General features: G+C 68.2%; 15 protein-coding genes and 1 tRNA gene. 12 read left to right on the top strand and 4 right to left on the bottom strand.

Annotation, left to right across the window (positions count from 1 at the left end; genetic code table 11):
• Positions 1-11: 11 nt before the first annotated feature.
• Entirely contained in the window at positions 12-1259 is a 1248-nt protein-coding gene (locus AC1ROD_RS00790) for an NAD-dependent epimerase/dehydratase family protein (RefSeq protein WP_492946364.1), read from the bottom strand.
• A 472-nt stretch (positions 1260-1731) separates the two neighbouring features.
• On the opposite strand from AC1ROD_RS00790, the gene AC1ROD_RS00785 reads away from it, so the two are divergent.
• Positions 1732-1968: a DUF1674 domain-containing protein gene (locus AC1ROD_RS00785; RefSeq protein ID WP_492946363.1), complete on the top strand. Its 237-nt coding sequence runs from the start codon at positions 1732-1734 to the stop codon at positions 1966-1968.
• 205 nt (positions 1969-2173) lie between these two features.
• Positions 2174-4006 carry a translational GTPase TypA gene (gene typA, locus AC1ROD_RS00780; RefSeq protein ID WP_492946362.1) on the top strand — a complete coding sequence of 611 codons (1833 nt, stop codon included), beginning with the start codon at positions 2174-2176 and terminating at the stop codon, positions 4004-4006.
• Positions 4007-4078: 72 nt separating this feature from the next.
• On the opposite strand, the gene AC1ROD_RS00775 is transcribed toward typA, so the two are convergent.
• On the bottom strand, positions 4079-4564 hold the full coding sequence (locus AC1ROD_RS00775) for a peptidase S1 (RefSeq protein ID WP_492946361.1): 486 nt from the start codon (positions 4562-4564) through the stop codon (positions 4079-4081).
• Between the two features lie 123 nt (positions 4565-4687).
• Positions 4688-4763, bottom strand: a tRNA-Ala gene (locus tag AC1ROD_RS00770).
• 188 nt (positions 4764-4951) lie between these two features.
• Here AC1ROD_RS00770 and AC1ROD_RS00765 point away from each other — a divergent pair.
• From AC1ROD_RS00765 to obgE, 6 genes are all read left to right on the top strand, one after another.
• Positions 4952-5257 (top strand): YggT family protein, encoded by a 306-nt coding sequence (locus AC1ROD_RS00765; RefSeq protein WP_492946360.1) that lies wholly within the window; start codon positions 4952-4954, stop codon positions 5255-5257.
• A 169-nt stretch (positions 5258-5426) separates the two neighbouring features.
• Positions 5427-6305 carry a 3-hydroxybutyryl-CoA dehydrogenase gene (locus AC1ROD_RS00760; protein ID WP_492946359.1) on the top strand — a complete coding sequence of 293 codons (879 nt, stop codon included), beginning with the start codon at positions 5427-5429 and terminating at the stop codon, positions 6303-6305.
• Entirely contained in the window at positions 6302-6883 is a 582-nt protein-coding gene (locus AC1ROD_RS00755; protein ID WP_492946358.1) for a phthalate transporter, read from the top strand. Before AC1ROD_RS00760 ends, AC1ROD_RS00755 begins: the two co-directional genes overlap by 4 nt.
• A gap of 92 nt (positions 6884-6975) precedes the next feature.
• A complete protein-coding gene (locus AC1ROD_RS00750) occupies positions 6976-8226 on the top strand; it encodes a DUF418 domain-containing protein (RefSeq protein WP_492946357.1) in 1251 nt (416 codons plus the stop codon).
• 48 nt (positions 8227-8274) lie between these two features.
• Positions 8275-9768: a histidine--tRNA ligase gene (gene hisS / locus AC1ROD_RS00745; RefSeq protein WP_492946356.1), complete on the top strand. Its 1494-nt coding sequence runs from the start codon at positions 8275-8277 to the stop codon at positions 9766-9768.
• A gap of 446 nt (positions 9769-10214) precedes the next feature.
• On the top strand, positions 10215-11267 hold the full coding sequence (gene obgE / locus AC1ROD_RS00740) for a GTPase ObgE (protein ID WP_492946355.1): 1053 nt from the start codon (positions 10215-10217) through the stop codon (positions 11265-11267).
• A gap of 10 nt (positions 11268-11277) precedes the next feature.
• On the opposite strand, the gene AC1ROD_RS00735 is transcribed toward obgE, so the two are convergent.
• Positions 11278-12000, bottom strand: coding sequence for a hypothetical protein (locus AC1ROD_RS00735; RefSeq protein ID WP_492946354.1), 723 nt, complete (start codon positions 11998-12000; stop codon positions 11278-11280).
• A 176-nt stretch (positions 12001-12176) separates the two neighbouring features.
• Here AC1ROD_RS00735 and AC1ROD_RS00730 point away from each other — a divergent pair, with 176 nt between their 5' ends.
• From AC1ROD_RS00730 to AC1ROD_RS00715, 4 genes are all read left to right on the top strand, one after another.
• Positions 12177-12836 carry a nicotinate-nucleotide adenylyltransferase gene (locus tag AC1ROD_RS00730; RefSeq protein ID WP_492946353.1) on the top strand — a complete coding sequence of 220 codons (660 nt, stop codon included), beginning with the start codon at positions 12177-12179 and terminating at the stop codon, positions 12834-12836.
• 143 nt (positions 12837-12979) lie between these two features.
• Positions 12980-13408, top strand: coding sequence for a ribosome silencing factor (rsfS, locus tag AC1ROD_RS00725; RefSeq protein ID WP_492946352.1), 429 nt, complete (start codon positions 12980-12982; stop codon positions 13406-13408).
• Position 13409: 1 nt separating this feature from the next.
• On the top strand, positions 13410-13874 hold the full coding sequence (gene rlmH / locus AC1ROD_RS00720; protein WP_492946351.1) for a 23S rRNA (pseudouridine(1915)-N(3))-methyltransferase RlmH: 465 nt from the start codon (positions 13410-13412) through the stop codon (positions 13872-13874).
• 27 nt (positions 13875-13901) lie between these two features.
• Positions 13902-14990, top strand: a complete 1089-nt coding sequence (locus AC1ROD_RS00715; protein WP_492946350.1) for a murein hydrolase activator EnvC family protein — start codon at positions 13902-13904, stop codon at positions 14988-14990.
• Positions 14991-15070: the final 80 nt, after the last annotated feature.

Raw genomic sequence — 15070 nt, 5'->3', positions numbered from 1 at the left:
GCCCTGACCCTTTACGCTCGCACCCGGGGCCGCAGCGGTTCGACATCGGCCGAAGGTTTCGTCGCCGGACAGACGGCTGCTTCCAGCGCTTCAGCGCGGTCGGCGTTCCAGGCGGAGACGCAGGGGATGCGGGCGAGATCGGCGCGGTCGGCGTAGCGGCGGGCCACCTCGGTCACGTCGGCCATCAGCCCCTCGGCCAGGGTGATGGGCTTGAGGCCCAGATCCCTGAACTGGTCATTGGCCACGACCAGCTCGTTCTCGTCGGCCTCCTGACGCGGATTGGCGACGTTGTGGACCTCGGCGCCGGTCATCTGGGCGACCATGGCGGCCAGATCGCGCACCCGGCGGCTCTCGGTCATCTGGTTCAGGATCTTGACCCGCTCGCCGCGCGACGGCGGGTTGTTGAGCGCCAGTTCGACGCAACGGACTGTGTCCTGGATATGGATGAAGGCCCGGGTCTGGCCGCCGGCGCCGTGCACGGTGAGGGGGTATCCGACCGCCGCCTGCATCAGGAAGCGGTTCAGCACCGTGCCGTAGTCGCCGTCATAGTCGAAGCGGTTGATCAGCCGCTCGTCCATCCGCGTCTGTTCGGTCTGGGCGCCCCAGACGATTCCCTGGTGCAGGTCGGTGATGCGCAGCCGGTCGTTGCGGGCGTAGAACTGGAACAGCAGGGCGTCCTGGGTCTTGGTCATATGGTAGATCGAGCCCGGGTTCGGCGGGAACAGGATCTCCTGCTCGGTCGGGCCGTTGTCGGTCTCGACCGTGACCTTCAGATAACCCTCGGGGATCTTCAGCCCCGCGGTGCCGTAGCCATAGACACCCATGGTGCCCAGATGGGCCAGATGAACGTCGCGGCCGCTCTCGACGATGGCGGCCAGCAGGTGGTGGGTGGCGTTGATGTTGTTGTCGACGGTGTAGAGCTTGTGCCGCGCCGACTTCATCGAATAGGGGGCGGCGCGCTGTTCAGCGAAATGGACGACGCTGTCGGGCTTCTCGTCGCGGATCAGGGCGACCAGCCGGTCGAACTCCTTGCCGACGGTCATGTTGACGAAGCCGATGGTGCGCCCGGTCAGTTCCTTCCAGGCGGCGATGCGCTCGCCCATGGTCCGGATCGGAGTCAGGGACTGAACCTCGAGCTCATTGTCGATGTTGCGGCGGCTCAGGTTGTCGACGATCACGACGTCCCAGCCGCGCGCCGACAGATGCAGGGCCGTCGGCCAGCCGCAGAAGCCGTCGCCGCCGAGAATCAGTACCTTCATTTTACGCCACCTTTCCTTCCCCGGCCCTGCCTAGACCATGCGGGGGGCAGGGGCAAAGCGGAGCGGTGAGGACCTGACACGGGGTCGGGTGTCTCCGCTCTCCGAAAAACGCCGGAAAGCGGGATTGTGGAGACATTGGACCCATTGGCCCTGTCGCCTTTGACGCGAGACCTGCGACGGTCTGGCGCATGAGGGGACGGCGTCTGGAGCGCGCCGCGATGTCAAGGACCGGTCAGGCGGGAGGCGGGTTTGGGCGCCTCCATGCGCAGTCTACCACCGTGGCAGGGCGTGCTGGGCCGAGGGCCGGGAGGTCGCGACGGCGGCCAGGGTCGGGTGTCTCCGGCGAGGGTCGCAAAGGGTCGAGAGGATTGGGGTCGGGTGTCTCCTCCCCGTTCGCCGCTGGGCGAATGGGGAGGAGACTATCGCCTTTGTCGCCTTCTCCTCGTGCCACGGAAGGCTTATCTGGCCTCTCATGACCGACGAAACCTCCGACGCCGCCCCCGCCAACGATCCCGGCTTCAATCTGGATGTCCCGGGCGCGACGCGGGAACGGCCCCTGACCCCCGCCGCCCGCCGGGCGCTGGAAGAGGCGGCGGAGCGGCGTGCGATCGAGGCCGCCGAGATGGCGCTGGAACACGGCGGCCCGACGGGGCCGGAGCCAACGCGGTACGGCGACTGGGAGAAGAAGGGGCTGGCGGTCGACTTCTAGGTCGGCGTCCGGACCGGCCCCTCCGTCTCTTCGCTGCGCTCCGGGCCACCTCCCCGCTTCGTGGAGAGGAATCGCCGTTCGGCCTCATTTCTCAGCTACTGGTCTTTTTCATCGCGCCCCTGTATGAGGCGCGCGCTCCCCGCAGACGCACATCCCAGAGCGGCCACCGGTTTTTCGGCCGCCTTTTCGCATTGAACGATCCGATATGAACCTTCGCAACGTCGCCATCATCGCCCACGTTGACCACGGCAAGACGACCCTGGTCGACCAACTCCTGGCCCAGTCGGGCGTGTTCCGGGCCAATGAGGCCACGACCGAACGCGCCATGGACTCCAACGACCAGGAAAAGGAACGGGGCATCACCATCCTGGCCAAGTGCACCTCGGTGCTCTGGAACGGTGAAGCCGGCGAAACCCGCATCAACATCATCGACACCCCCGGTCACGCCGACTTCGGCGGCGAGGTCGAGCGCATCCTGGGCATGGTGGACGGCTGCGTCATCCTGGTCGACGCCGAAGAGGGCGTCATGCCCCAGACCAAGTTCGTCCTGACCAAGGCCCTGAAGATGGGCCTGCGTCCGATCCTGTGCATCAACAAGGTCGACCGCGCCCACGCCGATCCGGACCGCGTCCACAACGAGGCCTTCGACCTGTTCGCCGCCATCGGCGCGACCGAAGAGCAGCTGGACTTCCCGCACATCTACGCCTCGGGCCGCGCCGGCTGGGCGACGCTGGACCTGAACAAGCCCAACGACACCCTGGCGCCCCTGTTCGACCTGATCGTGCGCCACGTGCCGCCGCCCAAGGTTCAGGAAAACAAGGACAAGCCGTTCCGCATGCTGGACGTGCTGATCGAGTCCGATCCGTTCCTGGGCCGCATCCTGACCGGCCGGATCGAGAGCGGCAAGGCTGTTCCCGGCATGGCGATCCACGCCCTGGACCGCGACGGCAAGGAAATCGAGCGCGGCCGGATCACCAAGGTCCTGGCTTTCCGCGGCCTGAAGCGCCAGCCGCTGGACGAGGGTTCGGAAGCGGGCGACATCGTCGCCATCGCCGGCATGTCCAAGGCGACCGTGGCCGACACCCTGTGCGCCATGGAAGTCACCGAGCCGCTGGACGCCCAGCCGATCGACCCGCCGACCATCTCCATGACCGTCTCGGTCAACGACAGCCCGCTGGCCGGCCGCGAAGGCGACAAGGTCCAGTCGCGCGTCATTCGCGATCGCCTGCTCAAGGAAGCCGAGGCCAACGTCGCCATCCGCGTCACCACCACCGAAGGCGGCGACGCCTACGAAGTGGCCGGCCGCGGCGAACTGCAGCTGGGTGTTCTGATCGAGAACATGCGCCGCGAAGGCTTCGAAGTGTCCATCTCGCGTCCGCGCGTGGTCTATCAGACCGGCGAGAACGGCGAGCGTCTGGAGCCCATCGAGGACGTCATGATCGACGTCGACGACGAGTTCACCGGCGTGGTCATCGAGAAGCTGTCGGCCCGCAAGGCCGAACTGGCCGACATGGGCCCCTCGGGCGCCGGGAAGACCCGCATCAGCCTGAAGGCCCCGTCGCGTTCGCTGATCGGCTATCAGGGCGAGTTCCTGACCGACACGCGCGGTTCGGGCGTGCTCAACCGCGTGTTCAGCCACTATGAGCCGCACAAGGGCGAGATCGCCGGCCGTCTGAAGGGCGTGCTGATCTCCAACTCGGACGGCGACACGGCGGCCTTCGCCCTGTGGAACCTGGAAGACCGCGGCATCATGTTCGTGGGCGCCGGCGAGAAGACCTATGAAGGCATGATCATCGGCGAGAACGCCCGCTGGGACGACCTCGACGTCAACCCGATCAAGGGCAAGCAGCTGACCAACGTCCGCGCCTCCGGCAAGGATGAAGCGGTTCGCCTGACCCCGCCGCGCGTCATGTCGCTGGAACAGGCCATCGCCTATATCTCGGACGACGAGCTGGTCGAGGTCACGCCCAAGTCGATCCGTCTGCGCAAGCAGATCCTGAACCCCTCGTTCCGCAAGAAGCGCGCCCGTCCTGAATAGGACTGGCGACGGAGCGATCCGGAATTGAAAAGGCCGCCCTCCGGGCGGCCTTTTTGACGTTCGGGGTGCAGCCTAGTGGGTCTCGGTAATCACCAGCTGGGCCTTGGCGCCGTCGCCCGAGCCATAGCGGCCGATCCAGATGTCATAGACGCCGCTCTGGGGACTGGCCCAGCGCAGGCCCGGATTGACGTTGCCGCCGTCGCCGGCGCCGTCGTCATTGCAGGACCATTTGCCGTCGGGCCCGTTGACCACCAGGGTCGTATCGACGTCCGAATAGACCCAGATGTTGAGCGGATAGCTTCCGGCCTTGTACTCAAGGCGGAAGTCCGGCGCGTCCCCGACCATGCCCACGCAGGCGCCGCCCAGATGCGAGGCGTCCTCGGTCCCGCCCGCCACGATGTCGATCCGGCGCGGATCAGGCTCGAAGCCGGCGCCCAGGGTCAGGGAGCCGAACACCGGATCCAGCGAGGCGTCCTGGGCCAGGGCCGGAGCGCCGGCGGCCAGGACAGCGAAGAGCGACGCCGCGCCCAGAACGCCCTTGATGAGTTTTGCGGTCATGATCTTCCCCCGACAGACGGGCCTCGAAACGGACCCGTTACGGCGACGCTATCACGGATATGCGAACCGGAGAAAGCGTCCGCGGTCTGACGGAACCCGTCTGAACCGGAACGAAAAATCGCCTGGTGGAGCCGAGGGGAGTCGAACCCCTGACCTCGTCATTGCGAACGACGCGCTCTACCAACTGAGCTACGGCCCCCTTCTCAGGGTGCAGGCGAGGGCGGGACATACGGGGGGCGGGGGTATGGTGTCAACAGCCTGACCGCCCGGGCCGCCCGGCCTGCCCCACGCCCGTGCGACGTATCGGCGTTTGTGACGTCAGGCGACCTCGGCTAGAAGCGGCGTTCGGGCCGGTTTCCGCCCGATTTCACGCTGCGGAGTGCTTTCATGGGTTACGCCCTCGTCTGGCTGGTCGACACCGTCATCGGCCTGATGATCCTGTTCATCGTCGCCTCGGCGATCCTGAGCTGGCTGTTCGCCTTCGATGTGATCAACCACCGCAACCGGTTCGTGAACCAGCTGGCCGGCTTCCTCGACGCCGTGACCCGCCCCCTGCTGGAGCCGTTCCGTCGGGTCATTCCGTCGCTGGGCGGGATCGACATCTCGCCGATCGTCGTGCTGCTGCTGCTCAATTTCGCCCGCATCCTGTTCGACCGGATGGCCGCGCCGATCCTGATCGGCCTGCTGGGCTAGGGCCGGGTCGGAGCGGGGCCATGGGGCTCGTCCAGGACGCGAAACCGTGTCTCCGGCGCCGCCCCGGCTTCGGCTCTGTTGCTGCATTGCACGATTCCAGCCTTGCACCGTCCGGCGACCCTCTTAAGGTGCCGCCGACTGGCCACGGGCCGCTGAACACCACGACTAAATGACCACGATCGGAACAGTCGCCGTCATCGGCGCCGGACAGATGGGCGTCGGGATTTCCCACGCCGTGGCTCTGGGCGGCTATTCCGTGCGGCTGTACGACATCGCGGCGGCGCGCCTGCCGGTGGCCATGGGCGAGATCGCCGCCAACCTGGCCCGCCAGGTCGGCAAGGGCAAACTCGGCCAGGCGGACGCCGACGCGGCCCTGGCGCGGATCACCACCACCGACTCGCTGGCCCAGGCCGGATCGGCCGATCTGGTCATCGAGGTCGCGGTCGAGGACGAGGGCGTCAAGAAGGCCCTCTACGCCGAACTGGTCCCGCATCTGGCCGCCCATACGCTGCTGGCGTCCAACACCTCCTCCATCTCGATCACCCGGCTGGCCTCGGCGACCGATCGCGCCGACCGCTTCATCGGCCTGCATTTCATGAAGCCGGCCCCGGTCATGGGTCTGGTCGAGATCATTCGCGGCATCGCCACCTCGGCCGACACCTATGACACCGCCGTCGCCTTCGCCGAGAGCCTGGGCAAGACCACCACCAATGCCGAGGACTTCCCCGCCTTCATCGTCAACCGCATCCTGGTGCCGATGATGAACGAGGCGATCTTCACCCTGTACGAGGGCGTCGGCGACGTGGCCTCGATCGACAAGGCGCTCAAACTGGGGGCCAATCACCCGATGGGTCCGCTGGAGCTGGCCGACTTCATGGGTCTGGACGTGGTCCTCGCCATCATGAACGTGCTGTACGACGGGCTGGCGGACTCGAAATACCGCCCCTGCCCCCTGCTGGTGAAATATGTCGAGGCCGGCTGGCTGGGCCGCAAGTCGGGCCGCGGCTTCTACGACTATTCCGGCCCTGTTCCGGCGCCGACGCGATGATCCCCACCTTCGAAAAGCCCGAGGACCTGCCCGGCCAGACCCGGGTCATGTGGCGGCGCACCCCGGGATCGCGGGTGCTGGCCAGCCTCGCCGCCGTCTGCTGGCCGCCGCTGATCATCACCTTCTTCGTCTGGCCGCCCAGCGGGGCGCACTGGATCCCGGGCCGCGAGATGGACTGGCGGCTGCTGGTCCTGTTCATCGGCCTGATCGCCGCCCCGACCGGCCTGTGGCTGCTGGGCCGCGAACGCGACCGCACCGGCCGCCCGGCGTCGCGCCTCGGCGTCATCTGGCGCTTCATGCTGTACGGCGGCCTGCTGGGCGCGGCGCTGGCGGTGCTTTTCGCCCTGATCCAGATCCTGATCGGCGCGATCTCGTCGGGCAGCGTCATGCAGGCGCTCGGCTCGACCGAGACCGTCCTTCTGATCTACGGCGTCGGCGGTCTGCCGGTGTCGATCCTGGTCGGCGTCAGCTATGCCCTCTGGGCCGGAGTCTGCGCCGCCTTCCTGGCCTTCCAGCCCGCGCCCGAAAAGGTTCGCGACCGTCTGGGCCTGATGCGCGACGACAACCCCCTGGGCTGATCTGCGGCCTACGGGCCTCGTGCGGCTTGCTTCACGAACCTGCGTTCGGCACGGTCGGCACGGCCCCTAAAGATGGGCCGGGGGACATCGTCATGACTGCAACCGCCACGGCCGTCGCGCTGGAGGTCCAACCCGCGCTGAAGCCGGGCCCGGTCAGCCGCGCCGACAGGATCGAGACGCTGGACATCCTGCGCGGCTTCGCGGTGCTGGGCATTCTGGCGGTCAACGCCATCGCCTTCGCCTGGCCCGGAATGATGGAGGCCGGCCCGCCCGGCGCCCTCTATCCGCCCACGCCGGACAACCAGTGGGCCGTCTGGACCGTCCAGACCCTACTGCACAACAAATGCAGGACCCTGTTCTCCATGCTGTTCGGCGTGTCGATCTTCCTCGTCGGCGGGGAGCGGAGCGACAAGACGCGCGAGGCCATTCTGCAGCGCCGCCTGACGGTGCTGGCGATCTTCGGCCTGATCCATGGGCTCGCCCTGTGGTTCGGCGACATCCTTCTGCTCTACGCCTGGTCGGGCGTCTTCATGCTCAAGGCCCGGTCGTGGTCGGCGACGCGGCTGATGTGGACGGGCGTCGCTCTGGTCGCCGCCTTCGCCCTGATCGAACCGGTCTTCACGGCCCTGACGGTGTTCCAGCCCGTGGATGCGGCGAAGGAAGCCGCCAAACTGGCCAAGGACCACGCCGAACTTCTGGCCACCGTCGATGCCGTCCGGTCCGGCTGGGCCGGCGCCATGCTGGCCAATCTGAAGATGTGGGTCTTCGTCCAGGGGATGAGCGTCCTGCTGTTCGTCTTCCCGACCGTCGGCCTGATGATGATCGGCCTCAGCCTGTTCAAGTCGGGCTATCTGGCCGGACGGGCCCCGGCCTGGGCCTATGGGCTGATGCTGCTGCCCGGGGCGGCGATCACGGCGGCCTTCGGCTATGTCGACTGGATCACCCTGGCGCCCGGAGACGCCCCGCCCCAGATGGTGGTCGCCCGGACGGTGCTGGACCAGCTCGCTCCCTTCTGCACCCTGGCCTATGTCGGGCTGCTGGTGCTGATGACCCGCCATGGCCTCAGCTGGCTGACGCGGCGACTGGCGCCGGTCGGGAAGATGGCCTTCACCAACTACCTGACCCAGACGCTGATCATGACCTCGCTGTTCTACATGCCGTGGGGGCCGCTGCTGTACGGCAAGGTCGAACCGGCGCCGCTGTGGGGCATCGTGGGGGCGATCTGGCTGCTGCAGCTGCTCTGGTCGCCGCTGTGGCTGTCGGTGTTCGAGATGGGGCCGCTCGAGTGGGTGTGGCGTTGTCTGACCTACGGGCGGAGGGTGCCGCTGGTGAAGCAGCGCTGACCCTTCAAAACATTGCCGCAGCGGGCCGCATGGCTTAATCGCCCGGCCATGACCGATACGCCTGAGACCACCCCCGACGCCGCCCCCGCCCGCCCTGAAGCCCGCAGCCCGCGCGGCTTCGGCGACAAGCGCGGCCGCGACCTGATCGCCGAGCGCCGCATCGTGGCGAAGGTGTCGGAAGTCTATGAACGCTGGGGCTTCGAGCCGCTGGAGACGCCAGCCTTCGAATACGTCGATGCGCTCGGCAAATTCCTGCCCGACACCGACCGGCCGAACGAGGGCGTCCTGGCGCTGCAGGACGACGACGACCAGTGGATGGCCCTGCGTTACGACCTGACCGCGCCCCTGGCCCGGTTCGCGGCCCAGAACTGGGAGACCCTCCCCAAGCCCTTCCGCCGCTACGCCTTCGGGCCGGTGTGGCGCAATGAGAAGCCCGGCCCCGGCCGCTTCCGCGAGTTCTGGCAGTGCGACGCCGACACCGTGGGCTCCGACCGGCCCGAGGCCGACGCCGAGATCATCGCCATGGCCTGTTCGGGCCTGAGGGCGGCGGGTCTGGCCGAGGGTCAGGCCGTGATCCGCGTCTCCAATCGCAAGCTGTTCGACGGCCTGTTCGATGCGGGCGGGGTGACCGATCCGGCCCAGCGCCTGACCGCTCTGCGCGCCGTCGACAAGTTCGACCGTCTGGGTTGGGAAGGGGTCTCGGCCCTGCTCGGAGAGGGCCGGCTGGACGAGAGCGGCGACTATACCAAGGGGGCGAAGCTGCCGCTGGGCGTCGCCGCCACCATCGAGGCCTTCCTCGCCTCCGCCGGAGACGCGGCCCTGTCGCGCGCCGAGACGCTTGAAGCCGTGGCCCGCGCCGGCGGCCTCGGCGCCGCCGGCGAGGCCGCGCTGGAAGAACTGGCCGGGATCGACGCGGCCCTGAACGCCATGGGCGTGGATCAGGCCTCGGTGAAGTTCGACCCGACCATCGTGCGCGGTCTGGAATATTACACCGGCGCGGTCTTCGAAGCCGAACTGTTGCTGGAGACGAAGGACGACAAGGGTCGGCCGATGCGTTTCGGCTCCATCGGCGGCGGCGGCCGGTATGACGACCTTGTCGCCCGCTTCACCGGCCAGTCGACCCCGGCGACGGGCTTTTCCTTCGGGGTGTCGCGTCTGGCCTCGGCCCTGAAGGCGGCGGGTCGTGACGACGGCGCGGTGCGCGGGCCGGTCGTGGTCATCGTCTTCTCGCAGGACGACATGCAGTCCTACCTCGACGCCGTCTCGGAGCTCAGGAACGCGGGCATACCCGCCGAGCTCTACCTCGGTCGGGCCGGGATGAAGGCCCAGATGAAATACGCCGACCGTCGCGGCGCTCCGGCCGCCGTCATGCTGGGCGGCGACGAGATCGCCGCCGGTCAGGTGACGATCAAGGACCTCGACGCCGGGCGCGCCCTGGCCGCCGGCGTGGCCGACAATGAGGCCTGGAAGGCGGCCCGACCGGGTCAGGTCACGGTCGCTCGCACCGCCCTCGTGCAAACCATTCGCGGCATTATCGAATAAGCTTCGATAAAATCCGCCCTCCCGGATGACTTATCGACGATCACTCATAAAAGTTTCGGTTTTTACGTGACGGTTCATTGACGACAGCCGGGCATCCGGGTCATTTGGCCTCACTCGAACGGCGCAACGCGGAAGCACAGCTGCCGGTCGGAGGCGTTTCGGGGAGGAAACGTCCGCTCCACAGAGAGCGTGAAAGCCCGCTGCGATGTATCCCCCGCAGCGGGCTTTTTCACGTCTTGATTCCTGAGTGCGCTAACGCTCGCGACGCGGTCGCTCGCTGCTTGAGCGCGAGCCGTGCGCGACTTTTAAGGCCGCCTTTGTCCTCGCGCCGAGATCGCCCAGACGGCGGAATCATCACGCGCCTGTAATTCGCCGCTCTCTTCGACTATAAGCCCGGCGCTCAAGTAGCGAGCGACCGCGTCGCGAGCGGTAGCGCCCAAAGCAAAATGAAATTTCTCGACCAGGCCAAGATCTATATTCGTTCCGGCAACGGCGGCGGCGGCTCCGTCTCCTTCCGGCGTGAGAAATTCATTCCCAACGGCGGTCCCGACGGCGGCGACGGCGGCAATGGCGGCAATGTCTGGATCGAGGCGGTCGAGGGCCTGAACACCCTGATCGACTATCGCTACAAACAGCATTTCAAGGCCGGCACCGGCCACCACGGCCAGGGCCGCCAGATGCACGGCGGCAAGGGCGAGGATGTGGTGCTCAAGGTTCCCGTCGGCACCCAGGTGCTGGGCGAGGACAAGGAAACGGTCGTGCTCGACATGACCGAGGTCGGCCAGACCGAATGCCTGCTGCGCGGCGGCAACGGCGGCTGGGGCAATGTCCGTTTCAAGGGCCCGCAGAACCAGGCGCCGCGCTTCGCCAATCCCGGCCAGGAAGGCCAGGAGATGTGGATCTGGCTGCGGCTGAAGCTGATCGCCGACATCGGCCTGGCGGGCCTGCCCAATGCGGGCAAGTCGACCTTCCTCGCCGCCGCCTCGGCCGCCCGGCCCAAGATCGCCGACTATCCGTTCACGACCCTGGCCCCCAACCTCGGCATGGTCGATCTGTCGCCGGGCGAGCGTTTCGTCATCGCCGACATCCCCGGCCTGATCGAGGGCGCTTCGGAAGGCGCCGGGCTGGGCGTCCGCTTCCTCGGCCACGTCGAACGCTCGGCCTCCCTGATCCATCTGATCGACGGGACCCAGGACGACGTCGTCGAGGCCTACCGGATCATTCGCGGCGAGCTGGACGCCTATGGAGAGGGTCTGGGCGACAAGGCCGAGATCCTGGCCCTCAACAAGATCGACGCCCTGACCCCGGAAGCCCGCGAGGAAAAGGCCGCCGAGCTGGAGGCCGTCGCCGGGCGTCGTCCCATGCTGGTCTCGGGCGTTTCCGGCGAGGGCGTGCCCGAACTGTTGCGCGCCGCCTGGGCCGAGGTCCGCAAGAACCGCGGCGAGATCGACGAAGAGGGCGACGAACGCGTCCAGCTGACCGAGGCCTGGCGGCCCTGATCGCCGGAAATTAGTCGTCCAGTTCGCTGGCCAGCCGCCTGAGGTGCTCGGCCGGGGCGTCGGTGATCGGATCGACGTGGGAGACGATGATCCGCCTCAGGTCAGGCAGGGCCGCCCAGTCGCGCATCTGGGCCGCCAGCGCCGCCTTGTCCTTGATGAAGCGACGGATGGTCCGGGGAATGCTCGGCTCGTGCACCCCATAGTCGAACAGCCGCGCCATGACATTGGCGCCCAGACCGTGCGGGTGGGTGACATGGCCGATGATGTCGTTGGTGATCAGGGTCGTTCCGCCGGGCCGTTTCACGATCAGGGCGCTCTCGGCCGAGGCCGTGCCCGCGACCGTGATGAAGCTGACGTCCGGATCGTCGAAGACGTCGTCCGTCGCATCGACGGGGATCGCCGCCTCCACCGCCTCGCGCGAGCCCGCCGGCGCCACCACCGTCAGGGCCGGATAGCGGTCCCTGAATAACCGCGCGTCCAGCCGGTGTCCGGCATTGGGCACGACCAGGAAACGCGGCGGTCCGAAGGCCTCCAGTTCCGCCATCCCGGCCGCGTCGAGGGCGATGGCGCTCCAGATCACGACGCCGCCGTCCTTCAGCCGCACCGCCGTCATGCGGCGGGGAAAGCGGCCCAGAGGCATGACGATCTCGCCGGCGACGCTGATCAGGCCCTCGTCGATCGTCTCGATCGCCCCGTGGGGCCCGACCGTCCACTCGGTGTTGAATTGGCTCATCTCTCCCTCCTTGAAGGCGTGGGAGATCAACGGTCGGCGCCGAGGCGGGGTTCAACGGGTCCCGGAGACCTTTCGCATCCCCGATCTGACACGCGAGGCGTCAAACGATACGCGACAGGGGCGTAACGCCGTGATAGCGCAGCCTTGAGCATAAGCCTGTCAGAGCCTCTCCCGCCTTGTCCTTCTTCCACGCCGGTCCTGCGCCCCGGATCTCCGGGCCCCGTCACGGGGCGCTGAGGGATGGGCTGGCCCTGACCCGGGGGATGCGCGTCGGCCTGTTCGGCGGCTCGTTCAATCCGGCTCACGACGGCCATACCCATGTCGCCGAGACGGCCATGAGCCGGCTGGGGCTGGAGCGGGTGATCTGGCTGGTCTCGCCGCAGAATCCGCTGAAGGGCCGCCAGGAGACGGCGCCGCTGGAAGGCCGCATCGCCTCCGCCCGCGCCTTCGCCAAGGGGCCCGGCATGATCGTCTCGGACTTCGAGACCCGCATCGGCACGGCCTGGACGGTCGATACGCTGCGGGCCCTGAAGGCGCGCCATCCCGGGGTGCATTTCGTCTGGCTGATGGGGTCGGACAATCTGGCCAGCTTCCATCGCTGGAGAGGCTGGACCGACATCATGCGGATGATGCCCGTGGCGGTGATCGCCCGGCCGGGCTCCCTGCTGGAGAGCCGGTCGGCGCCCGCCGCGCGGCGGTTCGCCGGCGCCCGGGTGTCTGAGGCCGAGGCGCGTCGCCTGCCCGATATGGCGGCCCCCGCCTGGACCTATCTGACCGCGCCGCTGAACCTCAGCTCCTCGACCGCCCTGCGCGCGAAAGCCCGCGAATCGATCTGATCGGCCTGCTCCGCTTGAGTCGGGTGACCTCGGGGGCCATCTGTGCTAGAGACCCTCTTTAGTCACCGCCCTGGAGCCCTCCGCTGACCCCCTCGCCCGCGTACGATACGCAAGACGACGCCGTTTCCAACACGGCCCATGAGATGGACGATTTCGAGCCCATCCATTCCGAAGACGGCGACGAGTCTACGGGGTTTGACGGTCCGCGCGCGGCCCTGCCCGCCGGTTCGACCGATCTGGAAAACGCCATTCTGGCCAAGCTGGATGACGACAAGGCCCTGGACATCGTCCTGATCGACCTCAAGGGCAAGTCGCCCATGGCCGACACCATGATCGTGGCCTCGGGCCGGTCGCACCGCCACGTCGGCGCGCTGGCTGACCACCTGCTGCGCACGCTGAAGGACCACGGCCTGGGCAAGGCCAAGGTCGAGGGCCTGCCGCACTGCGACTGGGTCCTGATCGATTCCGGCGATGTGATCATCCACCTGTTCCGGCCGGAAGTGCGGATGTTCTACAACATCGAGAAGATCTGGGCCGTCGACAGCGCCCACCGCACCCAAGCCGCCGTCTGATTTGAAACTCGCCATCGCGGCCATCGGCAAGCCGGGGCGCGGGCCTGAAGCCGCGCTCGCGGCGGACTACGCCCAGCGCGCCACCCTCTCGGGCCGGGCGCTGGGTCTCGGGCCGCTGGAGCTGGTCGATCTCGACGCGAAGAAGACCGGCAAGGCGCCCGAGGCCGAGCTGCTGCTGGCGGCGGCGGAAGGGTCGCACCTGATCGCCTGCGACGAGCGCGGCAAGACCTACTCCAGCCGCGCCTTCGCCGATCATATCGCGGCCTTGCGCGATCGGGGCGAGCGCAAGGTCGTCTTCGTCATCGGCGGGGCGGACGGGCTCGATAAATCCGTGCTGGCGGCGGCCGGCTCGACCCTGGCCTTCGGGCCCCAGACCTGGCCCCACGCCCTGGCCCGCGCCATGCTGGCCGAACAGCTCTATCGGGCCGTGACGATCCTGGCCGGATCACCCTATCATCGGGACTGATCCGCCTTCTGAAGGTCCCCTGAAGCCTTGAAACGCCTTCTTCTCCTCGGCTGCGCCTTCGCGCTGGCGGCGACGCCAGCGGCGAGCCTGCGCGCCCTGCAGCAGAACGGCGAACTGGCGGGGCTCCAGTCAGAATACCGCGACGAACAGGTCCGGGCGCGGCGCCTGAAGGCCGACGCGGCCGACGCCGCGGCCGAGATCGTCGATCTGGACCGCCAGCTGGCCTCCCTGCGTCAGGCCGAGAGCCACGACGACATCCAGATGGCCGCCCAGCGCGCCCGGTTGAACGAGCTGAGCCGGCGCGAATCCGTGCTTCTGGTCGCCCTGGCCAAGGACCGCGGCCAGCAGGCGCGCCTGCTCTCGGCCCTGCAGATGATGAGCCGCGACCCGCCGCCGCCCCTGCTGATCCCCGCCGACAAGGCCGTCGACACCGTCCGCGCCGCCATCCTGATGCGGGCCATGACCCCCGAACTCCAACGGCGCACCCGGGCCCTGGTCGACCAGCAGACCGAGATCGCCCGCATCCGCCGCCTCGCCGTCCTGTCCAGCGAACAGCTGATGACCACCGAAAGCGCGCAAGGCGACCGGCGCGGCGAGATCGAGAACCTGTCGGCCCGCAAGGCCGCCCTCGTCGCCGTGCTCAAGGCCGACGCCGAACGCTCCGAGCGCGCCGCCAGGGTGCTCGAGGCCCGGATCCGCAGTCTGGGCGGCGAGATCCAGCCCCTGTCCGCCGCCGAGGCCGACGCCGAGACCGTGGTCACCCGCCTGCCCGGCGGCCGTTCGCGTCTGAGCCCGCCCGCCCCGGGCGAGCCGGACGCCGTCTTCGGCCGCGGCTCCTCGGGCTGGCGCTGGCGCACGGGCGCGCGGACCATCACCGCCCCGGCCAACGCCGTGGTCGACTACGCCGGTCCGCTGAGCGGCTGGGGTCAGGTGGTCATCCTCGACCTAGGCCCCGGCTGGCGGGCCGTCATCGCCGGGCTGGACACGGTCTCGGTCGAGGCCGGCGGCCGGGTCGCGGACGGTCAGGCCCTGGGACGCTCCGCCGACGACGGCGAGGTCTATTTCGAACTGCGCCGCGACGAGCGGCCGGTCGACCCGGCGCCCTGGTTGCGGTGACGGGTTCGGCGAACGCGAAACCGCTTTCCATCCGCCCCCGACGCTGATTTTATCCGCAGCAACCGTCGGCGCCACGATTT

This window comes from Brevundimonas sp. GW821-FHT12E07, from assembly GCF_058807035.1.
The sequence above is the reverse complement of the archived record's forward strand: the minus strand, read 5'-3'. Positions and strand labels throughout refer to the sequence as shown.